This is a genomic window from Flavobacterium panici (assembly GCF_903819335.1).
GTDB lineage: Bacteria > Bacteroidota > Bacteroidia > Flavobacteriales > Flavobacteriaceae > Flavobacterium > Flavobacterium panici.
Genome location: NZ_CAIJDE010000046.1, coordinates 37,492 through 58,579, shown reverse-complemented (window position 1 = coordinate 58,579; position 21,088 = coordinate 37,492). Strand labels below are relative to the sequence as shown.

The 21,088-nt window shown below is 32.7% G+C and carries 19 protein-coding genes; 15 read left to right on the top strand and 4 right to left on the bottom strand.

The genetic code is table 11. From position 1 onward, the window contains the following. The first annotated feature begins 66 nt into the window (after positions 1-66). Complete coding sequence (locus FLAPXU55_RS14280; protein WP_180858538.1) at positions 67-663, top strand: hypothetical protein; 597 nt, start codon at positions 67-69, stop codon at positions 661-663. 323 nt (positions 664-986) lie between these two features. Here FLAPXU55_RS14280 and FLAPXU55_RS14275 read toward each other — a convergent pair whose 3' ends face one another. Together FLAPXU55_RS14275 and lysS are read right to left on the bottom strand one after the other, a co-directional pair. Further along, complete coding sequence (locus FLAPXU55_RS14275) at positions 987-1,127, bottom strand: hypothetical protein (RefSeq protein WP_180858536.1); 141 nt, start codon at positions 1,125-1,127, stop codon at positions 987-989. Between the two features lie 92 nt (positions 1,128-1,219). Further along, positions 1,220-2,923, bottom strand: a complete 1,704-nt coding sequence (gene lysS, locus FLAPXU55_RS14270; protein WP_180858534.1) for a lysine--tRNA ligase — start codon at positions 2,921-2,923, stop codon at positions 1,220-1,222. Positions 2,924-3,178: 255 nt separating this feature from the next. Here lysS and FLAPXU55_RS14265 point away from each other — a divergent pair, with 255 nt between their 5' ends. The 8 genes from FLAPXU55_RS14265 to FLAPXU55_RS14230 all read left to right on the top strand — a co-directional run bounded on the left by FLAPXU55_RS14265 (position 3,179) and on the right by FLAPXU55_RS14230 (position 11,522). Next, positions 3,179-3,904 (top strand): hypothetical protein, encoded by a 726-nt coding sequence (locus FLAPXU55_RS14265; RefSeq protein WP_180858532.1) that lies wholly within the window; start codon positions 3,179-3,181, stop codon positions 3,902-3,904. Positions 3,905-4,169: 265 nt separating this feature from the next. Next, positions 4,170-4,925, top strand: a complete 756-nt coding sequence (locus FLAPXU55_RS14260; protein WP_180858530.1) for a hypothetical protein — start codon at positions 4,170-4,172, stop codon at positions 4,923-4,925. Between the two features lie 5 nt (positions 4,926-4,930). Beyond that, complete coding sequence (lipB, locus tag FLAPXU55_RS14255; protein WP_180858528.1) at positions 4,931-5,632, top strand: lipoyl(octanoyl) transferase LipB; 702 nt, start codon at positions 4,931-4,933, stop codon at positions 5,630-5,632. 205 nt (positions 5,633-5,837) lie between these two features. Continuing rightward, entirely contained in the window at positions 5,838-6,656 is an 819-nt protein-coding gene (locus FLAPXU55_RS14250) for an AraC family transcriptional regulator (RefSeq protein WP_180858526.1), read from the top strand. Between the two features lie 79 nt (positions 6,657-6,735). Continuing rightward, entirely contained in the window at positions 6,736-7,335 is a 600-nt protein-coding gene (locus FLAPXU55_RS14245) for an NAD(P)H-dependent oxidoreductase (protein WP_180858524.1), read from the top strand. Positions 7,336-7,507: 172 nt separating this feature from the next. Beyond that, positions 7,508-8,362, top strand: coding sequence for a nuclear transport factor 2 family protein (locus FLAPXU55_RS14240; RefSeq protein WP_180858522.1), 855 nt, complete (start codon positions 7,508-7,510; stop codon positions 8,360-8,362). A 134-nt stretch (positions 8,363-8,496) separates the two neighbouring features. Then, positions 8,497-9,078 carry a Crp/Fnr family transcriptional regulator gene (locus FLAPXU55_RS14235; RefSeq protein ID WP_180858520.1) on the top strand — a complete coding sequence of 194 codons (582 nt, stop codon included), beginning with the start codon at positions 8,497-8,499 and terminating at the stop codon, positions 9,076-9,078. 68 nt (positions 9,079-9,146) lie between these two features. Beyond that, complete coding sequence (locus tag FLAPXU55_RS14230; protein ID WP_180858517.1) at positions 9,147-11,522, top strand: TonB-dependent receptor; 2,376 nt, start codon at positions 9,147-9,149, stop codon at positions 11,520-11,522. Positions 11,523-11,873: 351 nt separating this feature from the next. Here FLAPXU55_RS14230 and FLAPXU55_RS14225 read toward each other — a convergent pair whose 3' ends face one another. Further along, on the bottom strand, positions 11,874-12,542 hold the full coding sequence (locus tag FLAPXU55_RS14225; protein ID WP_180858515.1) for a ribonuclease HII: 669 nt from the start codon (positions 12,540-12,542) through the stop codon (positions 11,874-11,876). Positions 12,543-12,713: 171 nt separating this feature from the next. Here FLAPXU55_RS14225 and FLAPXU55_RS14220 point away from each other — a divergent pair, with 171 nt between their 5' ends. The 5 genes from FLAPXU55_RS14220 (at position 12,714) to FLAPXU55_RS14200 (ending at position 18,341) form a co-directional block, all read left to right on the top strand. Beyond that, the gene (locus FLAPXU55_RS14220) at positions 12,714-14,693 is read left to right on the top strand and encodes a putative porin (protein ID WP_180858513.1); all 1,980 of its coding nucleotides are present in this window, start codon (positions 12,714-12,716) and stop codon (positions 14,691-14,693) included. Between the two features lie 51 nt (positions 14,694-14,744). Then, the gene (locus FLAPXU55_RS14215) at positions 14,745-16,106 is read left to right on the top strand and encodes a pyridoxal-phosphate dependent enzyme (protein WP_180858511.1); all 1,362 of its coding nucleotides are present in this window, start codon (positions 14,745-14,747) and stop codon (positions 16,104-16,106) included. An 88-nt stretch (positions 16,107-16,194) separates the two neighbouring features. Then, complete coding sequence (locus FLAPXU55_RS14210) at positions 16,195-16,677, top strand: 3'-5' exonuclease (protein ID WP_180858509.1); 483 nt, start codon at positions 16,195-16,197, stop codon at positions 16,675-16,677. 75 nt (positions 16,678-16,752) lie between these two features. Further along, a complete protein-coding gene (locus FLAPXU55_RS14205) occupies positions 16,753-18,024 on the top strand; it encodes a DUF2851 family protein (RefSeq protein ID WP_180858507.1) in 1,272 nt (423 codons plus the stop codon). An 89-nt stretch (positions 18,025-18,113) separates the two neighbouring features. Continuing rightward, positions 18,114-18,341 carry a PspC family transcriptional regulator gene (locus FLAPXU55_RS14200; RefSeq protein WP_007810860.1) on the top strand — a complete coding sequence of 76 codons (228 nt, stop codon included), beginning with the start codon at positions 18,114-18,116 and terminating at the stop codon, positions 18,339-18,341. A 72-nt stretch (positions 18,342-18,413) separates the two neighbouring features. On the opposite strand, the gene FLAPXU55_RS14195 is transcribed toward FLAPXU55_RS14200, so the two are convergent. Then, positions 18,414-19,925 carry an amino acid permease gene (locus FLAPXU55_RS14195; protein WP_180858505.1) on the bottom strand — a complete coding sequence of 504 codons (1,512 nt, stop codon included), beginning with the start codon at positions 19,923-19,925 and terminating at the stop codon, positions 18,414-18,416. Between the two features lie 286 nt (positions 19,926-20,211). On the opposite strand from FLAPXU55_RS14195, the gene FLAPXU55_RS14190 reads away from it, so the two are divergent. Further along, entirely contained in the window at positions 20,212-21,087 is an 876-nt protein-coding gene (locus FLAPXU55_RS14190) for a ComEA family DNA-binding protein (protein WP_180858502.1), read from the top strand. Position 21,088 lies beyond the last annotated feature (1 nt).

Sequence of the window (21,088 nt, the reverse complement as noted above, 5' to 3'; positions counted from 1 at the left end):
GCTTGTTGAATATTTTTCGTAATTTAATTAGTTGTAAAGGAAGATGTAGATTTAAAATATCAGATTATGAAAAATAAAATTTTAGTTCTAATCGCAATTTTGGCATTGTATTCTTGTCAAAGTAAAACGGAATCAAAAAGTATTATTAAAACGATTGTTCAGGATACACTTTATAAAACAATTGGAGGGACTGCGGATGTAAGCAATGCTCCCGCAAAAGATGATAAAGCAGCTGAATTGATTCGAAAACAATTGAATGTTTTATTAAAGAAAGATATTCCCAAAGTGACAAAAGAAGATCGATTCTTTTATTACGAAGCTTTTGATTTAAATAACGATAAGAAAAATGAATATTTTGTTGGTTTCTCCAATTCCTATTTCTGCGGAAGCGGAGGCTGTTCGGGTTATATTTTAAATAACGACGGAAGTGTAATTAATCATTTCACCGTTACCGATTTTCCAATTTATGTAACGACTTCATCAACAGAAAATTTTTATGATCTTTTAATGAAAAGCGGAGGTTTGTTTCATCATATAAAAATGAAAAACGGAAAATATCCAGCAAATCCATCTATTGAGGAAAAATGGAAAGGTGATCTTCCAAAAGAAAGTACAAAGGTTTTGGATATTTATGAGAAGAAGTTGGAGAAGTATTCGTTTTAGTCAAATTTATTAGAAAAAGCAGTTCATTCCGTAGGAATGTCTCATCGGTAGAATTAAATTTGAATTGCGATTATATGTTCCGTAGGAACATTTGATTAACAAGGCAGATGTTTTATTTTCGTAAAACCAGGTGTCCCGATGGGACACGATCCAAAACAATATTATTTTTTTTCTACCGATGAGATATTCCTAACGGAATATTAATTATTGTTAAAAATGTACATAAAGATATTCCGTAAAGACATACAGCAGTGCGTCTACGCAATCTAATTCGACAACAATAAGACATAAAAAAAACCGATGGTTTCCTGTCGAGGTTAATATCATATTTGAGAAAGCCATTCAAGATCTTCTTTGTCTAAATCTTCCTGAGAAATAACTCTGCCATATTTTATATCTTCTTCGCTTTCTTTAAGCATATCTAATTCAAGTTGGTTAAACTGATAAACCTTTAAAGTATTCATAATTCGATTTTTTAAGGTTATACAATTTTAAATAAAAAACCCGATAAGTTATAAACCTATCGGGCTGTATTTGTAATAAAATAAGACAAAGATTACTCCACCAATTCCACAGTTTTAAACTCGCCGTCAACGACAACTTTAGTCAAACCATGTTTCGATAAGTTTTTCATAGACGCATCCCATTTTTTACCACTTAAGTTAGCCGTAACTTTTAGCTGTCCTAATTCCATTTTATTTTCGTTTCCTTTCAATAAAGTAATGATTACCTTTTCTTCATCAGAAAGTTCAATTTGAGCTTGTTTTTTCTCCGGACGCATTTGCGGGAACAATAATACTTCCTGAATAGAAGCATTGTTTGTTAAATACATAATCAAACGGTCCATTCCAATTCCCATTCCAGAAGTTGGGGGCATACCGTATTCAAGAGCTCTTAAGAAATCTTCGTCAATAACACCATTCGCTTCATCATCACCTTTTTCAGATAAACGCATTTGATCTTCAAAACGCTCACGCTGATCAATTGGGTCATTTAATTCAGAATAAGCATTTGCGATTTCTTTACCACAAACCATTAATTCAAAACGCTCTGTAAGTTCAGGATTGTCGCGGTGTTCTTTACAAAGAGGTGACATTTCTTTCGGATAATCAGTAATGAAAGTTGGCTGAATATAGTTTCCTTCGCATTTTGCTCCAAAAATTTCATCAATCAATTTTCCTTTACCCATTGTTTTGTCAACTTCAATTCCCATTCCTCTTGCAGCTTCAAACAATTCTTCTTCCGTTTTTCCTGAAATGTCAAATCCAGTAAAATGTTTGATAGAATCTGTCATTGTAACACGTGCATAAGGCGCTTTAAAGTTGATTTTGTGCTCGCCAAAAGTAACTTCGCTTGTTCCATTTACTGCAATAGCGCAGTGTTCAAGCAATCCTTCAGCAAATTCCATCATCCAGTTGTAGTCTTTGTAAGCTACATATATTTCCATTGCAGTAAATTCAGGATTATGCGTTCTGTCCATACCTTCATTACGGAAGTTTTTAGAGAACTCATAAACACCTTCAAATCCACCAACAATTAATCTTTTTAAATACAATTCGTTTGCGATACGCATGTAAAGCGGAATATCAAGCGAATTATGGTGTGTGATAAACGGACGTGCTGCAGCTCCACCCGGAATTGGCTGTAAAACCGGAGTTTCAACTTCAAGATATCCAGCGTCGTTAAAGTACCCACGCATAGCGCTAAATAACTTAGTACGTTTAATGAAAGTTTCTTTAACATGTTGATTTACCGTTAAATCTACATAACGCATTCTGTAACGTAACTCCGCATCATTAAAAGCATCGTGTACATTTCCTTCTTCATCAACTTTTGGTAAAGGAAGCGGACGTAATGTTTTACTCAGAAAAGTAAATCCGTTTACACGAATACATTTTGCACCAACTTGTGTAGTAAACAATTCTCCTTCAATACCAATAAAGTCACCTAAATCAGTTAATTTTTTAAATACCTGATTGTATAAAGTTTTATCGTCACCTTCACACAAAACATCACGATTTACGTATAATTGAATACGTCCTTCGCTATCCTGCAATTCAGCAAAACAAGCTTTTCCCTGATCTCTCACGCTCATCAAACGACCCGCAACGATAACCTTCTTACCTTCTTCAAATGACTCCTTTATTTGCTTAGAAGTATGATTTACAGGAAAAAGATTAGCTGGATAAGGATTGATTCCCAGACTGCGTAAGTTTTGAAGTTTTTCTCTTCTGATGATTTCTTGTTCTGATAATGCCATTTTATGCTCTTTTTTTAAGTGTGCAAAGATAAAGAAAAGAATGTAGATTTTAGAATGCAGGTTTTAGATTTTTTGTAATAGCAATTTATTGGATTTCAATCTTTAAAATGAATAGAGAAATGGATGGATTGTTTTCATTTTGATCGTGAGATTGTTTCGTTCCTTGCAAGGACACACAAACCTAAATTTCTGTAAGAAATTAAATAAAAAACTCAGTATCTTAGCAACTTAGAACCTAAGAACCTTCCAAAAAAAATGAAATACCTATCAGCCTTTCTATTTCTAATTCTATTAACAAGCTGCCAAATTACCGAAACCATAACCATTAATCCTGACGGAAGCGGAGATATTAAAATGGAGCAGCTTCGCGAAGAAAATAGTTATATGCAATTGGCGGGAGAGTCGTATGGACGTGAAAATGTGTTTCAGGACACCACATATGTTTTTAAGGAATACATTGAAAAATACAAGGAAACATTTTTAAAATATACGCCCGAGGAGCAAAAGCTATTTCAAAAATATAGCAATGTAAAAGTACATCTTAAAAAGAGTTCGTTTGAGAAAGAATTTCGAAGTGTATTTTCGCTTCATTTTGATAAAGTTTCAGAAATTCCGGATTTGTATAAAACAGAAGATTATGCAGACGATCTTCAAAATAATTACGCATTAACTGCCGAAACTCATTACTACAAGATTTCATATGATTTTAACGGCAAAATTTTTAAACGTTCTGTTTCGATTATTAATGCAGAAGAACTACAAAAAGCAAAAGATGGATATAAAAACTATGAATCTAAATACGGAAACTTAAAATTAGTACAGACTTATACTTTAAAATATAGTTTTCCTCAAAAGATAAAATCAGTTTCTAATGAAAAAGCGGTTATCAGTTCTGATAAAAAAGCTTTAACTCTGGAATTTCAGCTTTCAGATTGTTTAAGGGATCCTGAAATGACAAATTTGGAAGTGGTTTTAGAGTAGGTTTTATGGACCACGGATTTTACGGATGAAACGACTTTACACAGGTTATTGTTTAGCATGAACTTTGTCAAAGTTTAAAACTTTGACAAAGTTGCCAATAGTAAAAAAAGAAATCAGTGTAAACCCGTTTCATCCGTAAAATCCGTGGTCAATTTTCCAGTTAAACATTAAAAACCACACTCCAATCTTAGTACCTTAGAATCTCAGAACCTTAGTATCTTTAAATAAAATACTCTTCGTATCTTTGATAAAAAATTATACTACGATGAAATTATACAAACTACTTAGTTTTTCTTTTTTAATAGCGACATTAACAAGCTGTACTTTCACTGAAAATATTTACATTAACGATAACGGAAGCGGAAAATTCTCTGTAGACATGGATGGTTCTGCATTGATGGAAATGGCAGGCGATCAAGTTGGCAGCCAGATGGGAGCCGACGCTAAAAAAGACATTGATTCTACTTTTACCTTCAAACAATTATTTGCAGATAAAAAAGACAGCATCGCAAAAATGTCTCCCGAAGCACAGCAGGAAATTAAAAAACTAGAAAATTTTGTAGTTCATACTAAAATGAGCGCTGAGAAAAAACAGTTTTTAATGACTTTTGAGACTGATTTTAAAAGCGTAAACGAACTTCAGGATATTTTGCAAACGGCAAGTACACTTCAAAAATTAGAAGGCGGGGCAGCAGCGGCAAATCCAATGGGAAGTAATTTTGGAAACAATAACAGTAAACTAAGTTATACTTACGACGGAAAGAAATTTACCAGAAAAGCCATAATTGACAAACAGAAACTGGCAGAAGTAAAAAAAGATTCGGCACCAGATATGTCTAAAATGATGTTCGCTTCATCTAATTATATTATCAAATATCACTTTCCGAAGAAAATAAAAAAAGTATCGAACCCGAATGCTTTATTCAGCGACGATAGAAAATCAATTACAATTCAATACACTTTCACGGATTATATGGAGAATCCTGACAAACTTAACTTTGATGTCGAGTTTGAAAAATAATTAAAATGAATACAAAAATTCAACTTCAAGATCTTGGAAACCGAGATTATAAATCGACTTGGGAATATCAGGAAGAGCTTTTTCAGGATATTGTTGACTTAAAAATCAAAAACAGAAGAGAAGAACTTGACTTGCCAACACCAAATTATTTGTTGTTTGTAGAACATCCGCATGTTTATACTTTAGGCAAAAGCGGCGATTTTGAAAACTTATTATTAAACGAAAAACAGCTCGAAGCAAAAGGGGCTACTTTCTATAAAATCAATCGCGGCGGTGATATTACGTATCACGGACCGGGACAAATTGTAGGGTATCCTATTCTGGATTTAGAAAATTTCTTTACGGATATTCATAAATATTTACGTTTTCTGGAAGAAGCAATGATTTTAACTTTAGCAGAATACGGTTTAGAGTCGGGCAGAAGCGAAGGCGAAACCGGAGTCTGGCTTGGTGTTGGAACTCCGTTTGCGCGTAAGATTTGTGCAATGGGCGTTCGCGCTTCACGCTGGGTTACGATGCACGGATTTGCTTTAAATGTAAATGTAGATTTAGGTTATTTTGATAATATAATTCCGTGCGGCATTCGCGGAAAAGGCGTTACCTCTTTAAACGTAGAACTTGGCGTAGAAAAAGTTGACGAGGAAGAAGTAAAGTCTAAAATTATCAAACATGTAGCTAATTTGTTTGAAGCTGAGTTTATTAAATAAAAGCGTTAAATATAATTTAAACACATAGAAACATAGATTTTGTAACTTTAAAAAAGGCGTTTCACTTACTCTAAATATACATAGATACTATGTGTGAGAAATGAGTTTCTCTTGATTCCCTTTTTAGCACATTAAAAAGCTATGTTTCTATGTGTTTAATTTTTTTAGATACAGAAACGGATTAAAAAAAGTTAGAAGATAAAGTATGAAAAATGCTGAAGAAAATAACAATTACAGAATTGCCGTTCCTTCAGCATTTGAAACTGTTTTTTCGCATTTCTACTTTGCCGAAAATAAAACAGAATTTCCCATAACCAAAACTTTATTGCCAAGTTTTCAAAGCATTCTGGCTTTTAACTTCGGAACAAAATCCTCTTTAAAATCGCAGCAGAATACTTTTCTGGAAGTTGAAAAATGCATTGTTTTGGGGCCAATCAAACAAGCTTTTGATTATACTTTAGAACCAGGTTCACAAATTTTAGTTGCCAATTTTAAAGAAGATGCTTTTTACAGATTCTTTGGCAATGCACTTTTTGATTCGATGCCCATTCATCCCGATGATTTAATTAATGAAAACTGTTTTACGGTTTTATGGGAAGAACTTCAGAATATTGCTGATCCAAAAGAACGTGTAGATTATATTTTAGATTTCTGCAAACCTTATTTAAGGGAACAAACCAAAATTACAACTCTTTTAAACGATTTTCAGAACGAGAATTTGAATCCGATAAAAGCAATTGCTTCACAGATAAACCAAACCGAAAGAAACATTCAGCTCAATCAAAAGAAAGTTTTTGGTTATTCCGTTAAAGAAGCCAATCGGTATGAAAGATTTTTAAAAGCCGTTGATCAAATTCAGAAAAATATACTAAACGATTTAAAAATAGATTGGTTAACGATTGTTGACGAATGCGGTTATTACGATCAAAGCCAGCTTATTCACGACTTTAAATATTATATGAATATTTCGCCAACAAAGTTCCTCAAATTTCAAAACGACATCTGCAGTTCAAAACCTCAGTAAAGCCGATTTCGTTTTCTTACAATTACTCCCCAAACCTGCGTTATACATTTGTCATGTTCAATCTTTAAAACTAGAAAACATGAAAAATTTAATTATTTACGCACATCCAAACGAAGCAAGTTTAAACCATTTCTTCAAAAACACAATCGTAGCATCTTTAGAAAAATCAGGACAAGAAATTGTGGTTCGTGATTTAAATGAAATCAATTTTAATCCGGTTCTTTCTTTGCAGGATATGCATGGACAAAGAATGGGACAAGTTGCCGAAGATATCCAAACAGAACAAGATTTTATTTCGTGGGCAGATCAAATTATTTTTGTTTACCCAATTTGGTGGACAGGAATGCCGGCTATTATGAAAGGTTATATTGACCGTGTTTTTAGTTACGGATTTGCGTATCGATACGATCAGGGCGTTCAAAAAGGCCTGCTGAAAGGAAAAAAAGCCATTATTGTAAATTCTCATGGAAAATCGAATGCTGAATACGAAGCAATGGGAATGGACAAAGCTTTGGAATTAACTTCAGACATTGGAGTTTTTAAATATTGCGGATTTGAAATCAAACAGCATTTTTATTTTGACAAGGCAGACAGAGCTTCGACAGAAAGCGTTTTAGAATGGGAAAAGGAACTTAAAAATGCTTTTAAACTAGCTGATGAAGTTTCTGTTTTTCAATAGAAATTTATTTTTCAAAAGAATTATTGCAAAAAATCTAAAAATGGTCAGTAAACGCTCAGGATTTTGAATTGATGGTAAATTGCAGCAATATCGTGGTTTTCTAATGTTTTTATGGTAAATTTGGTTTTCTACTTAAAATATAAGCTTTTAACTAAATCTAATCTAACAACTTATGAGAAAAATCTACTTTGTATGTTTCCTTTTTATGCTGAATGGTCTTTTTGCTCAAAAGAAAGATAAATTAAATCCAATTGCGGTTTACGAAAAAGTTTGGCAGGAGAAAAATAGTGATGCAAGATTAAAACTGATCAAATCAATCTGGCTGGACGACAGTACTTTTGAAGATCCTTCGGCTTCAATAAAAGGTCAGGCAGCTTTAAATAATGTTATAAATGAGTTTTATAAAAAGTTTCCTGATGCAGTATTAACATCGGGAGCAAAAGTTGTAAAAGACAATTATGTAACCTGGGAGTGGAAAATTATTGACGCAAAGAAAAAAGAACCTATAATGGGAGGCCGAGATTTTGCCAGATTAAATGGAAAAGGTCAGGTAAGTAAAATTATTGGTTTTTGGAATACAGAAGTTACTTTGTCTGATGCTGAAGTTTTACAAAATCTTGAAGCTGATAATTATAAAGTTGTAGCGCAATATTACGAATGCCTTTTTAAAACAAGGGATTTTGTAAAAATGGCAGCAATAATTGAAGATGGTGCAGTTTGTAGTCAAGCAGAAGGTTTGCCTTACGGCGGAACTTATATTGGGTTTAACGAATGGACTAAAATGTATGCAAAATCTGCTGAGTTTTTTGATTTAGAAATCGAAAAAGAACCTACTTATTTTAGCGATGCAACTAAAAATGAAGTCATTATTTATTTTACCATAAAATGCAAATCAAAAAAATCTGGTAAATATCTTTCAATGCCTATTTCAGAACATTTTGATTTGAAAAACGGAAAAATTACAGCCATTCGACCATTTTATTTTGATACTAAACAATTTGCTGAATTCTTAAAAAGCAGAAAATAATATACGGGAAGTTAAATAACGATGTAGTAGGTTATGTTTCTGTTTATTAAAGTTTTTAGCGCAATTTTTTTCGATAGTTTAAGTTATTTATTTTAACAACTAAAAACTATTTTATTTCTAAAACCTTGATAATCATGGAATGTGTTATTACAGATTTATCCCGAATGATAGAATTTAATGAAGAAGAAAGCTTGGCTTTTGAAAGCATACTTCGCTTTAAAACTGTCAAAAAAAACGAACATCTTTTGGTAGAAGGAGATATTTGTAATTTCGGAATTTTTATTGCTGAGGGCAGTATTCGTTATTATTATTTGGTTGACGGCGTAGAATCAACCGGAAATTTCTTTTTTGAAAACGATTGGTATTCAGACTTTGAAAGTTTTTTATACGGCAAACCTTCTTTATTAAACATTGAAGCTCTCGAAGATTCGATAGTTTATTTGGCCTACAAAGAAGATTTTGAAAAACTGGTTTTACAATATCCTGTTTTTAATTCCTTCCTGCGAATTATGATGGAACGAACCATTAAAGGTTTAACAGGAAGAAATATGGCAATGTCATTATTATCTCCGGAAGAACGTTATCTACGTTTTTTAAAATACTGTCCAAAAGTGGTCGAAAGAGTTTCCTTAAAACACATTGCCAGTTATTTAGGAATTCAGCCGGAAAGTTTAAGCCGAATTAGAACCCGAATTACTTTAAGCAGCAAATCTTAACCGAAGTCAATTTTTAAGAAATCTCAGCATTCTATTTTTGCTTTTATAACCAATAAAGCAAAAATAAAATGAAGAATATACTATCAATTGTCTTAAGCCTTTTGGGCTTGATTTCCTACGCTCAAACGGGCGTTGTTAGGGGAAAAATAATAGACAAGCAATCTGAAAAACCTATCGTCGGAGCCATTATTTCTTTAGCTGGAAATGAAAGTATTCAAACAGAATCAGATTCAGAAGGAAGTTTTAGATTAATTAATATTCCGCTTGGGAGACAGAGTATCAATATAAGTTTTACAGGATATGAAAATACTTCTGTTTCAGATCTTGATGTAACTACGGGAAAAGATAATCTGCTGACAGTTTCGCTAATTGAAAAGTTTAATACACTTGATGAAATCGTCGTAACATCTGGAACTAACAAAGCAAAGCCGTTAAACAAAATGGCATTGGTTTCGACAAAACAATTTACTACAGAAGAAGTTACAAGATTTGCAGGCGGACGAAGTGATGTGGCGCGCTTGGTTTCTAATTTCGCCGGAGTTTCGACCGGAGACGACAGCCGAAATGATATTGTTGTGAGAGGGAATTCTCCGTCTGGAATGTTATGGAGAATTGAAGGAATGCCGGTTCCAAGTCCAAATCACTTTTCAACTTTAGGAACAACGGGCGGTCCGGTTTCGGCATTAAATCCAAATCTTTTAGCAAATTCTGATTTCCTTACTTCGGCTTTTCCGGCAGAGTATGGAAACGCAATTGCGGGTGTTTTTGATTTAGGTTTTAGAAAAGGAAATCCCGACGAATACGAATATATGATTAGTGCCGGAGCTTATCCGGGATTAGAGTTTATGGCAGAAGGACCGCTGGGTAAAAAAGGCGGATCGTTTGTTGCCGCGGCAAGATATGGTTTTGTGGGCATTACCGGATTAGCAGGAACTGATGCACAGCCTAATTACAGCGATATTAGTTTTAATGTTGATTTTGGGAAAAGTAAATTGGGGAATTTTTCTGTTTTCGGAATTTACGGCGTTTCGGATATTGATTTTCTTGGTAATAAAATCGACAAAGAAGATCCTTTTGCAGCGCAGGATGAAGACAGTTATGTAACTTCCGGATTTGCTTCTTTTGGATTAAAACACAATTTAGAGATTGGTTCAAAATCGTATTTAAAAACCATTGTTGGTTATTCGAATGCCAATAACTCGTATAAAAATTTCCGTTATTACAATTATGGTACGCCAACAGAAAACAGACTTCCATTTTCGGATATTAAAAATTATGAAAACAGATTTACGTTTTCGACTTTATTCAATTCTAAAATCAATAAAAAAATAACTTTTAGAGCGGGATTATTGTATGAAAATTATACGCTCGATGCAAAAATGTCTTCAAGAGACAGACAGCAGGATTCTGACGGAGACGGTTTCCCGGATTTTGTTCCGTTAATTAATAACAACGGAAATTATAATGTCGTACAGCCGTTTGCGCAGGGGCAATTCCGCTTGACGGAAAAATTAACTTTCAACGCGGGAATTCACGGGCAGTATTTTTCAATTAATGAGCAGTTTGTTTTTGAACCCAGAACTGCTTTATCATACGCTATAACTCCTAAAAACACCGTAAGTTTTGGTTTCGGAATTCACCATCAAAGTGTTCCCGTTCCTATTTTATTTTTGAATGAATTTGTAAATGGAACTCAGGTTCAAACCAATAAAAATCTGGATTTAGTGCAAAGTCAGCATTATGTTTTAGGTTATGATGTTCGTCTGGCAAATAAATGGCGCGGAAAAGTCGAATTGTATTATCAGGATATTAGCAAAGCCGCAGTTGAATCGTTTCCAAGCAGTTATTCTTCTTTAACAGAAGGCGCAGATTTTGGCTATTCGATAGATAAAACTTCTTTGGTAAGTAAAGGAACTGGATTTAATCAGGGAATTGAATTTACGGTTGAAAAATTCTTTAGCGAAGGTTATTATGCCTTGTTTACCACTTCTCTTTTTGAAAGTAAATATAAAGGAAGCGATAATATCGAGCGAAATTCTCCTTTTAATAATGGTTACGTAATCAATCTTTTAGGCGGAAAAGAGTTTAAAGTTGGCAAAGCAAAAAGAAATGTATTTTCAATCGATACCAAGTTTACAACTGCCGGCGGACGTTATTATACGCCTGTGGATTTAGTTCCATCAAACAACGCAGGTTATGAAATTAGAGACGATGCAAATGCTTTCAGCAAGCAATATGACGCGTATTTGCGACTGGATGTAAAATTCGGAATTAAATTAAACAGTAAAAACAAAAAGAGATTTCACCAGTTTTATATCGATCTTCAAAACGTGACTAATAATACAAATGTGTTTACAAGAGAATATAACAGATTAACAAACAGCGTAAACCAAAAAGATCAAATTGGTTTTTCGCCAGATTTTGGATATAAATTTCAGTTTTAGTTAAAAATGTGTTGGGGCAGATTTTTAAAGCCAAAAAGGCTTATCAATTTAGATAAGCCTTTTTTTATTTTACATGTTTCCTTGTTCTGTAGGAACATTTCATTGGTAGAAATTATATTGTTATAATGGATTACGTTCCGTAGGAACGTTTGATTTTGACATTGTTTTTTAATAATCTGACCTGTCAAACGTTCCTATGGAACGCAAATATGACTGATCTTTAATTTTTCTACCGACAAAACATTCCTATGGAATGATAAATCGGATATCAAAAAAGTGGCCAATTAAGTCACTAAAAACAAACAAAATAATTGTAGTGTATGAACTGCCTCGACAAGACAGCTTCTTTTTTTATTCTTCAAAGAAATTGAGTTCTAATTGATCCGGCAAAAGCCTGAAACTCATTCTGTGATATTTTGTTGGGCCATATTTTTTAATGGCTTCGCGATGTTCTTTTGTTGGATAACCTTTATTTTGTTTCCAGTTGTACATGGGGAATTCTTCATGAATTTGATCCATATATTCATCGCGGTACGTTTTTGCTAAAATAGAAGCTGCAGCAATACTCAGGAATTTTGCATCGCCTTTTATAATGCTTTGATTGGGAATTGATTTTAGTAACGCAATTTCTTCCTGAGAAAATTGTTTTCCAAAACTGTTTTTCAGACCCAATTTTGCATTTATAGAACGATTTCCATCCACAATAATGTATTCAGGAACATGCTTTAATTTTAAAATACATTCCTGCATTCCTTTCATCGAAGCATTGAGGATATTTATTTCGTCAATTTCATCTGGAAATAAATGCGTTACAGCAAAACATACGGCATGTTGTTCAATAATGGGTTTTAAAAAAAACCTCATTTTTTCAGACAATTGTTTACTGTCATTTAAAATTTCGTGTTCAAAATCTTCAGGCAGGATTATAGCTGCAGCAGTTACAGGGCCTGCAAGACAGCCGCGGCCGGCCTCGTCAGTTCCAGTTTCTAAAACAAATCCCGAGAAATTTTTTGCAAGCATTTTTTTGAAATTTTAAAAGGCAAATATCATAAAATTTTATGCAAAAATATTCGTTTTCATACTGTCTGCCAAGGTAATTGTATAAATTGAAGTGTTTTTTTATTTATACATATTTATCTTTTACCTTTGCTCAACAAATTTTGTCGAAATAATTACATATAAAGCCATCAAATGAGAATATTCATTTTTCTATATCTATTAATTGTACCAGCATTATTGTTTTCTCAGGAAAAACCTAAACCAGCTTCTAAAAATAATTTAGATATGAATACGCAATATTCTAGTATAACTGATACTGTTAAAAAGAAGAAGGCAAAAATTGCAACGATAGATCAGTATCAAATTATTACGCTGGAACATGATACTATTTATGCCGATACATCGCTGACAATAAAAAGTGCTTACAAACAAAACCATCTTCGAAAAGATCTTTTTGGACTTTTAGAATCCTCTAATATTGGTCAGCCGTTAAATACTTTACAATATAGTTTAACGAGTTTTTCACCGTATCCGGAAATTGGTTTTAGCGCCATGCATTCGAATTACATACAAGCAGATGAGGTTAGATATTACTCAGCAGCGACACCTTTTACAGAACTGTTTTTTAATACAACGATTAATAAAGGACAAAATGTTGATTCGTTCATCACGCTGAATGTTTCTAAAAACCTTAATTTTTCTATTGCATACAGAGGTTTACGTTCAGAAGGTGATTATATAAATCAATTAGTAAGTGCCGGAAACTTTAGATTTACAACTAGTTACGCTACTACTAACAGAAGATATGCATTAAATGCACATTATACATATCAGGATAATTCGAATGAAGAAAACGGTGGAATTACAACTCCGGAAGATTTTGAAAGCGACGATCCCGATTTTAAAAACCGTCAGCGTCTGCAGGTTTATTTAACAGATGCCAAGTCATTTTTAAAAGGAAGACGTTTATTTTTTGATCACGCTTTTAGAATAAATCCTACACATGGAGACAATAATTTATATGTAAACCATCAATTAAATTACGAGAATAAATTTTTCGAATACAATCAGCCAACTGTACTTTCTGCAGTCGACGGAATCGATGAACCGGTAAAACGTTTTGGGGAATCCTATGTAACGAGTAATATAAACGATCAAACACATTTTGAAAGACTTTATAACAAAGTTGGAGTTGCGTATGAAAATTCTCTTTTAGGAAAATTTAATTTCTTTGTTGATGATTACAGATCTAATTATCAATATGATAAAATTATTATTTTTAAAGACGGAAGAACAATTCAGGATAATTTATTTCTACAGATTAATAATGTAGGCGGACAGTATGAATATCAAAAAAATAAATGGAACGGTAGATTTTTGTACACAAGATCAATCACCAATCAATCGCTTTCTGATCTTGATGTAAAACTGCGTTATAAATTAAACGATAAAATTCAGTTTGATTTTAGATACAGAAACATCAATAAACTGCCAAACAACAATTATAATTTGTACCAAAGCAGTTATGTATCGTACAACTGGTCGAATGATTTTAAAAATGAAAAAATCAATTCATTAGGAGCCAGCATTAATACGCCTTGGTTAAATGCCGAAGTTAATTATACCATTTTAAAAGATCATTTGTATTTTGAAGATGTATCTGATGCTGATGACGATGCGGTTAGAACTCAACTCATAAAACCGGCTCAATACGGAAATGCAATTAATTATTTAGAGATAAAAGCAAATAGAGAATTTAAATTTGGAAACTTTGCTTTAGACAATACACTTTTATATCAAAAAGTAGATCAATCAGATTTGATTTTAAATGTGCCTGATTTCGTAACCAGAAACACACTTTATTATTCAAATTATTATTTCAAAAAAGCATTATATGCTCAGGCAGGAGTTGTATTTAATTACTTTACTAAATATTATGCTAACGATTACAACCCTGTTATTGGAGAGTTTTTTGTGCAGGATAAAAAAGAAATTGGGAATTATGCCACTTTTGATGTTTTCATAAATGCAAGAATTCGCCAGACACGTTTTTATGTAAAAGGAGAACATTTAAATGCTTTGTTTTCAAATACTAATTACTACTCTACACCAAATAGTCCGTATCGTGATTTTGTAATCAGATTTGGTTTAGTCTGGAACTTCTTCCAATAAAAAACGAAACGTAACTTTACTTAAAAAACCAAATATTAAACTTAAATAAAAATGGACTTTTCAAATAATATTTTAGAAACAATTGGTAATACGCCATTGGTAAAACTCAACAAAATTGTTGCTGAAATTGATGCGTTAGTACTAGCAAAAGTCGAAACTTTTAATCCTGGAAATTCTGTAAAAGACAGAATGGCTGTGAAAATGATTGAAGATGCCGAAGCTGACGGCCGACTTAAACCAGGCGGAACTATTATTGAAGGAACTTCTGGAAATACCGGAATGGGACTTGCTCTTGTTGCGATTATAAAAGGTTACAAATTGATTTGTGTAATCTCAGACAAACAGTCGAAAGAAAAAATGGATATTCTGCGTGCTGTTGGCGCAAAAGTAGTTGTTTGCCCTACAGATGTTGAGCCTACAGATCCTCGTTCTTATTATTCAGTTTCAAAACGTCTGGCAGAAGAAACACCAAATTCATGGTATGTAAACCAATACGATAATTTATCAAACTCATTGGCACATTACGAGCAGACAGGGCCTGAAATCTGGAAACAAACAGATGGTAAAATTACACATTTTGTGGTGGGAGTTGGAACTGGCGGAACAATTTCTGGAGTTGGAAAATACTTAAAAGAGAAAAACCCGAACATTAAAATTTGGGGAATTGATACGTATGGTTCTGTTTTTAAAAAATACCATGAAACCGGAATTTTTGACGAAAACGAAATTTACTCGTATATAACAGAAGGAATTGGGGAAGACATTTTACCAAAAAATGTTGATTTTTCTCTAATTGACGGTTTTACAAAAGTAACTGATAAAGATGCTGCGGTTTATACCAGAAAGATTGCACTTGAAGAAGCTATTTTTGTTGGGAATTCTGCCGGAGCTTGTATCAAAGGTTTATTGCAGTTAAAAGAGCATTTTAAGCCAGATGATGTTGTTGTGGTATTATTTCACGATTCAGGAAGCCGTTATGTGGGTAAAATGTTTAATGACGACTGGATGCGCGAACGTGGATTCTTAGAAGAAAACATAACAAAGGCCGAAGATGTTATTAAAGATCATATCGATAAAGAATTGATCGTTGTTCGTACAGAAGAATTGGTTTCGCACGCAATTGAACGTATGCGTAAATATAAAATTTCGCAGATTCCGGTTGTTGATATCAACGGATTTGTGGGTTCTGTTGATGAAACAGATTTGTTTAGAAGTTATGTTGCCGATAAAAACGTAGCCGAAAAACCAATTAAAGAAGTAATGGGAAAACCTTTCCCGATTGTAAAATTAGGAACTCCAATCGAAGAGGTTTCGAAATTATTTACAAAAGAAAATGATGCCGTTTTAATTGATTTAGGAAACGGAAACCATCATATTATTACTAAATATGACATTATAGGTTCTATTAAATAAGAACTTTATCAAAATAATTTTCATCCATAAATCTAGCTTTTGAACAGTTAGATTTATGGATTTTATCTTTTTAAAAAATAATTAAAGAATGAATTTTACGGCCATAGATTTTGAAACAGCAACTGGACATCATCCATGTTCTGTGGGAATTGTTACTGTTGAAAATGGAATTATAGTAGATGAATTCGTTACTTTAATTAAACCGCCAAATAACGAATACAATCCGTTTACGATTCGTGTTCATGGTATTTATCCAAAAGATACAGTTAATGCAAAATCCTTTTTTCAGGTATATCCTGAAATTGAGAAAAGATTAAAAAATAGGGTTGTGGTGGCGCACAACGAAAGTTTTGACCGAAATGTTTTAATGAAATCTATGCTGCTGCACGGTTTAAATTATGAAGATTTAAATATTGCCCCAAAATGGGAATGCACCGTTAAAATTTACAAAGCAAAAGGTTTAAAACCAACAAAATTAAGTGATTGCTGTCGCGAAATGAAAATACAATTAAATCACCACGAAGCACTTTCAGACGCAAGAGCTTGTGCTAAATTATATATGCTTCGATAAATAGTTTTCTTATTTGTAAGAATAGTATTAATTTTTTTGCTATTTTTAGATTTTTGAAATATATAAAATCTAAAAATGAAAGAAGACTTTCTTCATTATCTCTGGAGGTTCAAAAAGTTTGATACTTTGAATCTTGTAACTGCTCAAAATGAATCTATTACCATTATTAAAACAGGTGATTATTTAGAACTTTCGGGGCCTGATTTTTTTAATGCCCATATTAAAATCGGCAGTCAAAAATGGGCTGGAAATGTAGAGATACATGTAAAATCCTCAGATTGGTATCTTCATAATCATGAAAAAGATGCCGCTTACGAAAATGTAATTCTTCATGTAGTCTGGGAAAACGACACTGCAATTTTTAGAGTAAACAATACCGAAATTCCGGTTTTGGTACTCAAAGATTATGTCGAAAAAGAAGTTTTAGATAATTACAATGCACTTGTTTCTCCCAAAACCTGGATTTCGTGCGAAAAACAAATACATGAAATAGATGCCTTTGTTTTTAAAAACTGGCAGGAAAGATTATTTTTTGAACGATTAGAACGCAAATCAAAGTTTGTTTACGAATTGTTGGAAGAAACCAATCAGGATTGGGAAGCGGTTTTGTTTTGCCTTTTGGCGAAGAACTTTGGTTTAAATACAAACGGTTTGGCCTTTCTTCAAATGTCAAAATCAATTCCTTTTTCGATCATCAGAAAAGAAAGTTTTGAAGTAGAAAACCTGGAATCATTGCTTTTAGGAACTTTGAATTTATTAGATGGAGAAAAAGAAGATGTTTATTTTAAAGATTTAAAGTTTAGGTATTTTTATCTGTTGCATAAATATCAGTTGGAAAAATCATTTATAGATCCCGTTCAGTTTTTTAAACTTCGGCCGGATAATTTCCCCACGATTCGGCTTTCTCAACTCGCTAATTTATATCAAAAACATCAAAACTTGTTTTCGAAAATAATTGCGCTAAAATCAGCTAAAAACGTTTATGAACTGCTGAATGTTTCTGCAAGTTCGTATTGGCAGAATCATTATCAATTCGATAAAGAAAGCCCGAAGAAAGCGAAAACATTATCAAAATCATTTGTTGATTTAGTAATCATAAACACCATAATTCCAATTCAGTTTGCTTATTCTAACATAATGGGAGATTCAGCTTCAGAAGATTTAATTGATTTTATGAATGAAGTCGCACCAGAAAAAAACGCCATTATCGATAAGTTTTCTTCTTTCGGAATAAAATCAAAAAATGCATTTGAAACCCAAACTTTATTAGAACTTAAAAATGAGTACTGCAACCATAAAGCGTGTTTAAAATGTGCAATAGGAATGGAGCTGCTTAAAAATAATTAGACAATTAGAAAATGTACTAATGAGATAATTTGTACTTTTGTCATCCTGAGCGAAGTCGAAGGATAAAATCTTAAGTCTAAAATCAAAAAATGTCAGCTATTTTAAAACTAAAATTCTTTTTTGAAAAATACGGTTTTCATGTATCATCCAGACTGGCTGATAAACTGGGAATGCGTGTAACGAGCGTAAGGTTATTTTTTATTTACATTTCGTTTGTAACAGCAGGTTTGGGTTTTGGAGTTTACCTAACATTGGCTTTCTGGATTCGTCTTAAAGATTTAATCCGCGCAAAAAGGACTTCTGTTTTCGATTTATAAATCAAAAGCTAAACAATATAAAAAATAAAAAACCTGTTCAATTGAACAGGTTTTTTTATGATAAATCTTTTTTTAGATTTCTTCAGTTTCGTTTTGAGGATTGTTAAGTTTCGCTCGTTTTTTACTGTAAGCAAAATAAACAATGATACCTAAAGTTCCCCAGCTTAAAAATGCGATCCAGGTATCGTGTCTTACCTGAGTCATTAAGAATAAATTGAAAGATACTCCTAAAGTTCCAACTAAATAAACTGCCGGAGTTTTGTAATGTCTTTCTAATTCTGGTTTTTTATATCTTAAGATCATAACGGCAACACATACCATTCCAAATGCTAATAATGTTCCCATACTACACATTTCACTTACTTTTTCAATTGGAGTAAGCGCAGCAACAATAGAAATAATTGTTCCAACTAAATACGTACTCTTATAAGGTGTTTTGAAAGTTGTGTGAAGTTTGCTGAAAAATGGAGGTAATAAACCATCTCTTGACATTCCTAAGAAAATACGAGTTTGTCCAAGCATCATCACAAGCATTACAGATGTTAAACCTGCAGTTGCAGCAATTGTGATAATAAATACAGCCCATGTTAATCCGTTTTCACTAAAAGCAGAAGCAACCGGAGCAGCTTTGTCTAATTGATCGTAGTGAACCATTCCAGTTAATACTAATGAAACCAGAATATATAGAATTGTACAAATAATTAAAGAAGCGATAATAGCAAATGGTACATCTTTTTTAGGATTGATTGCTTCTCCGGCCTGAGTCGAAACAGCGTCAAATCCAATATAAGCAAAGAATACAATTGTTGCGGCCGTTAATACACCTCCAAATCCGAAATTCATTTTTCCAGTCGCATTTCCTAGCGCATCAAGAGCAGGAACTTCAGTAGGAATAAATGGATGCCAGTTATCAGTATTAATGTAGAAAGCACCACAAACAATTACAAAAAGAACTACAGCAATTTTTACAATTACAATAATATTATTTGTACTTGCAGCCTCTTTAATTCCTTTTACAAGAATTGCAGTTACAACCCATGTAATTAAAAAAGCAGGTAAATTAAATGCGAATGTAGGTAAATCAATATGATCGAGAGGAAACTCTTTATTATGTTCAATGATTTTTTCTGTAGCAGTATGAAAATCATTGCAGAGCCAGATTGGGATGTTAATTCCAAATAAATGGAGAAGTTTTACAAAGTATCCGCTCCAGGCGACGGCGACGGTGGTGGCACCCATCATGTACTCAAGAATCAAGTTCCATCCAATGAACCAGGCAAAAATTTCGCCGATTGTTCCGTATGCATAAGCATATGCAGAACCTTCTACCGGTAATACTGAAGCAAATTCAGCATAACAAAGAGAAGCAAATAAACAGCCTATACCTGCAATAACAAAGGATAGAGCCAGAGCTGGACCCGCATAATCATGAGCTGCGATTCCTGTTAAAGTGAAAATTCCTCCACCTATGATTGCCCCAATTCCTAATGAAGTTAAACCCCATCTTGTAAGAACTCTTTTTAAATCACTTTTTTTCATATCGGCCTCAAAGGCAGATATTGGTTTAACTCTCCAAATTGACATACTATTTTATTGGTTTATTGTTATTAAGCTCCAAATGTATCGTTTTTTGTAAAAAATAAAAACAATTATGATATTTTAAGTTATAAAATATTTAAATTTTTGATTTATTCTGTTTGCAATCTTCTGTAAGAGCTGAGTTTATTTTAATCTCTATTATATCGATTGAGTTTGAAATATCAAATTCAGAAATAATATTTTTAGTATTTTTCCTAATAAATATAAAATTTATCCCGTATTTTATACTTTTTATAATAGCAATACATTTATAATAATCACAAATTTCAAGATGTTCAATCAATATTTTAAATTTACAAGCAAGCAAAGAATCGGTATTTTTTTACTTTTTATAATTATCATCACACTGCAGTTAATTTATTTTTTTGCAGATTTTAACCAGTATGAAAAAACTTTTCCCGAAGAGAAGAAATGGCTCTCCTTACAAAAAGAAATAGATGCTGCAAAAGAGACAAAATATAAGGACAAACAAAAAGTATATACTTTCAACCCAAATTTTATTTCGGATTATAAAGGATACAAACTCGGAATGTCTGTTGAAGAAATAGATCGTTTATTGGCTTTCCGAAAACAAGATAAATATGTAAACTCAGCTGAGGAATTTCAAAAAGTAACACAAATTTCAGATTCATTATTAAAGGTAATGTCTCCCTTGTTTAAATTCCCGGATTGGACACAAAAGAAAAATGATTTTAAAACAGAGAAAAAAGAGTACGTTCAAAAAGCATCTTTCAAAAAAGAAAGCATAATAATTAAAGATATAAACCAAGCCAGTCAGGAAGATTTAATTGCAATATATGGTATTGGCGAAGCTTTGTCATCAAGAATATTAAAGCAGAAAGAAATTTTAGGTGGTTTTGTTTCTATGGAACAGCTTGAAGAAGTTTGGGGACTTTCGCCAGAAGTTATAGCCCAGCTTAATAGCCATTTTAAAGTAATTATGCCGTCAGGTTTTAAGAAGATAGCCATAAACGACGCGACATTAAAAGAATTATCACAGTTTCCGTACTTTAAATATACACTTGCAAAACAAATTGTCACCTATAGAAGTATGAACGGAAATTTTAATAATATTGAGGATTTGTCAAAAATTAAAGGTTTTCCTGTTGAAAAAGCAAAAATAATTAGTTTATATTTGGAGTTCTAAA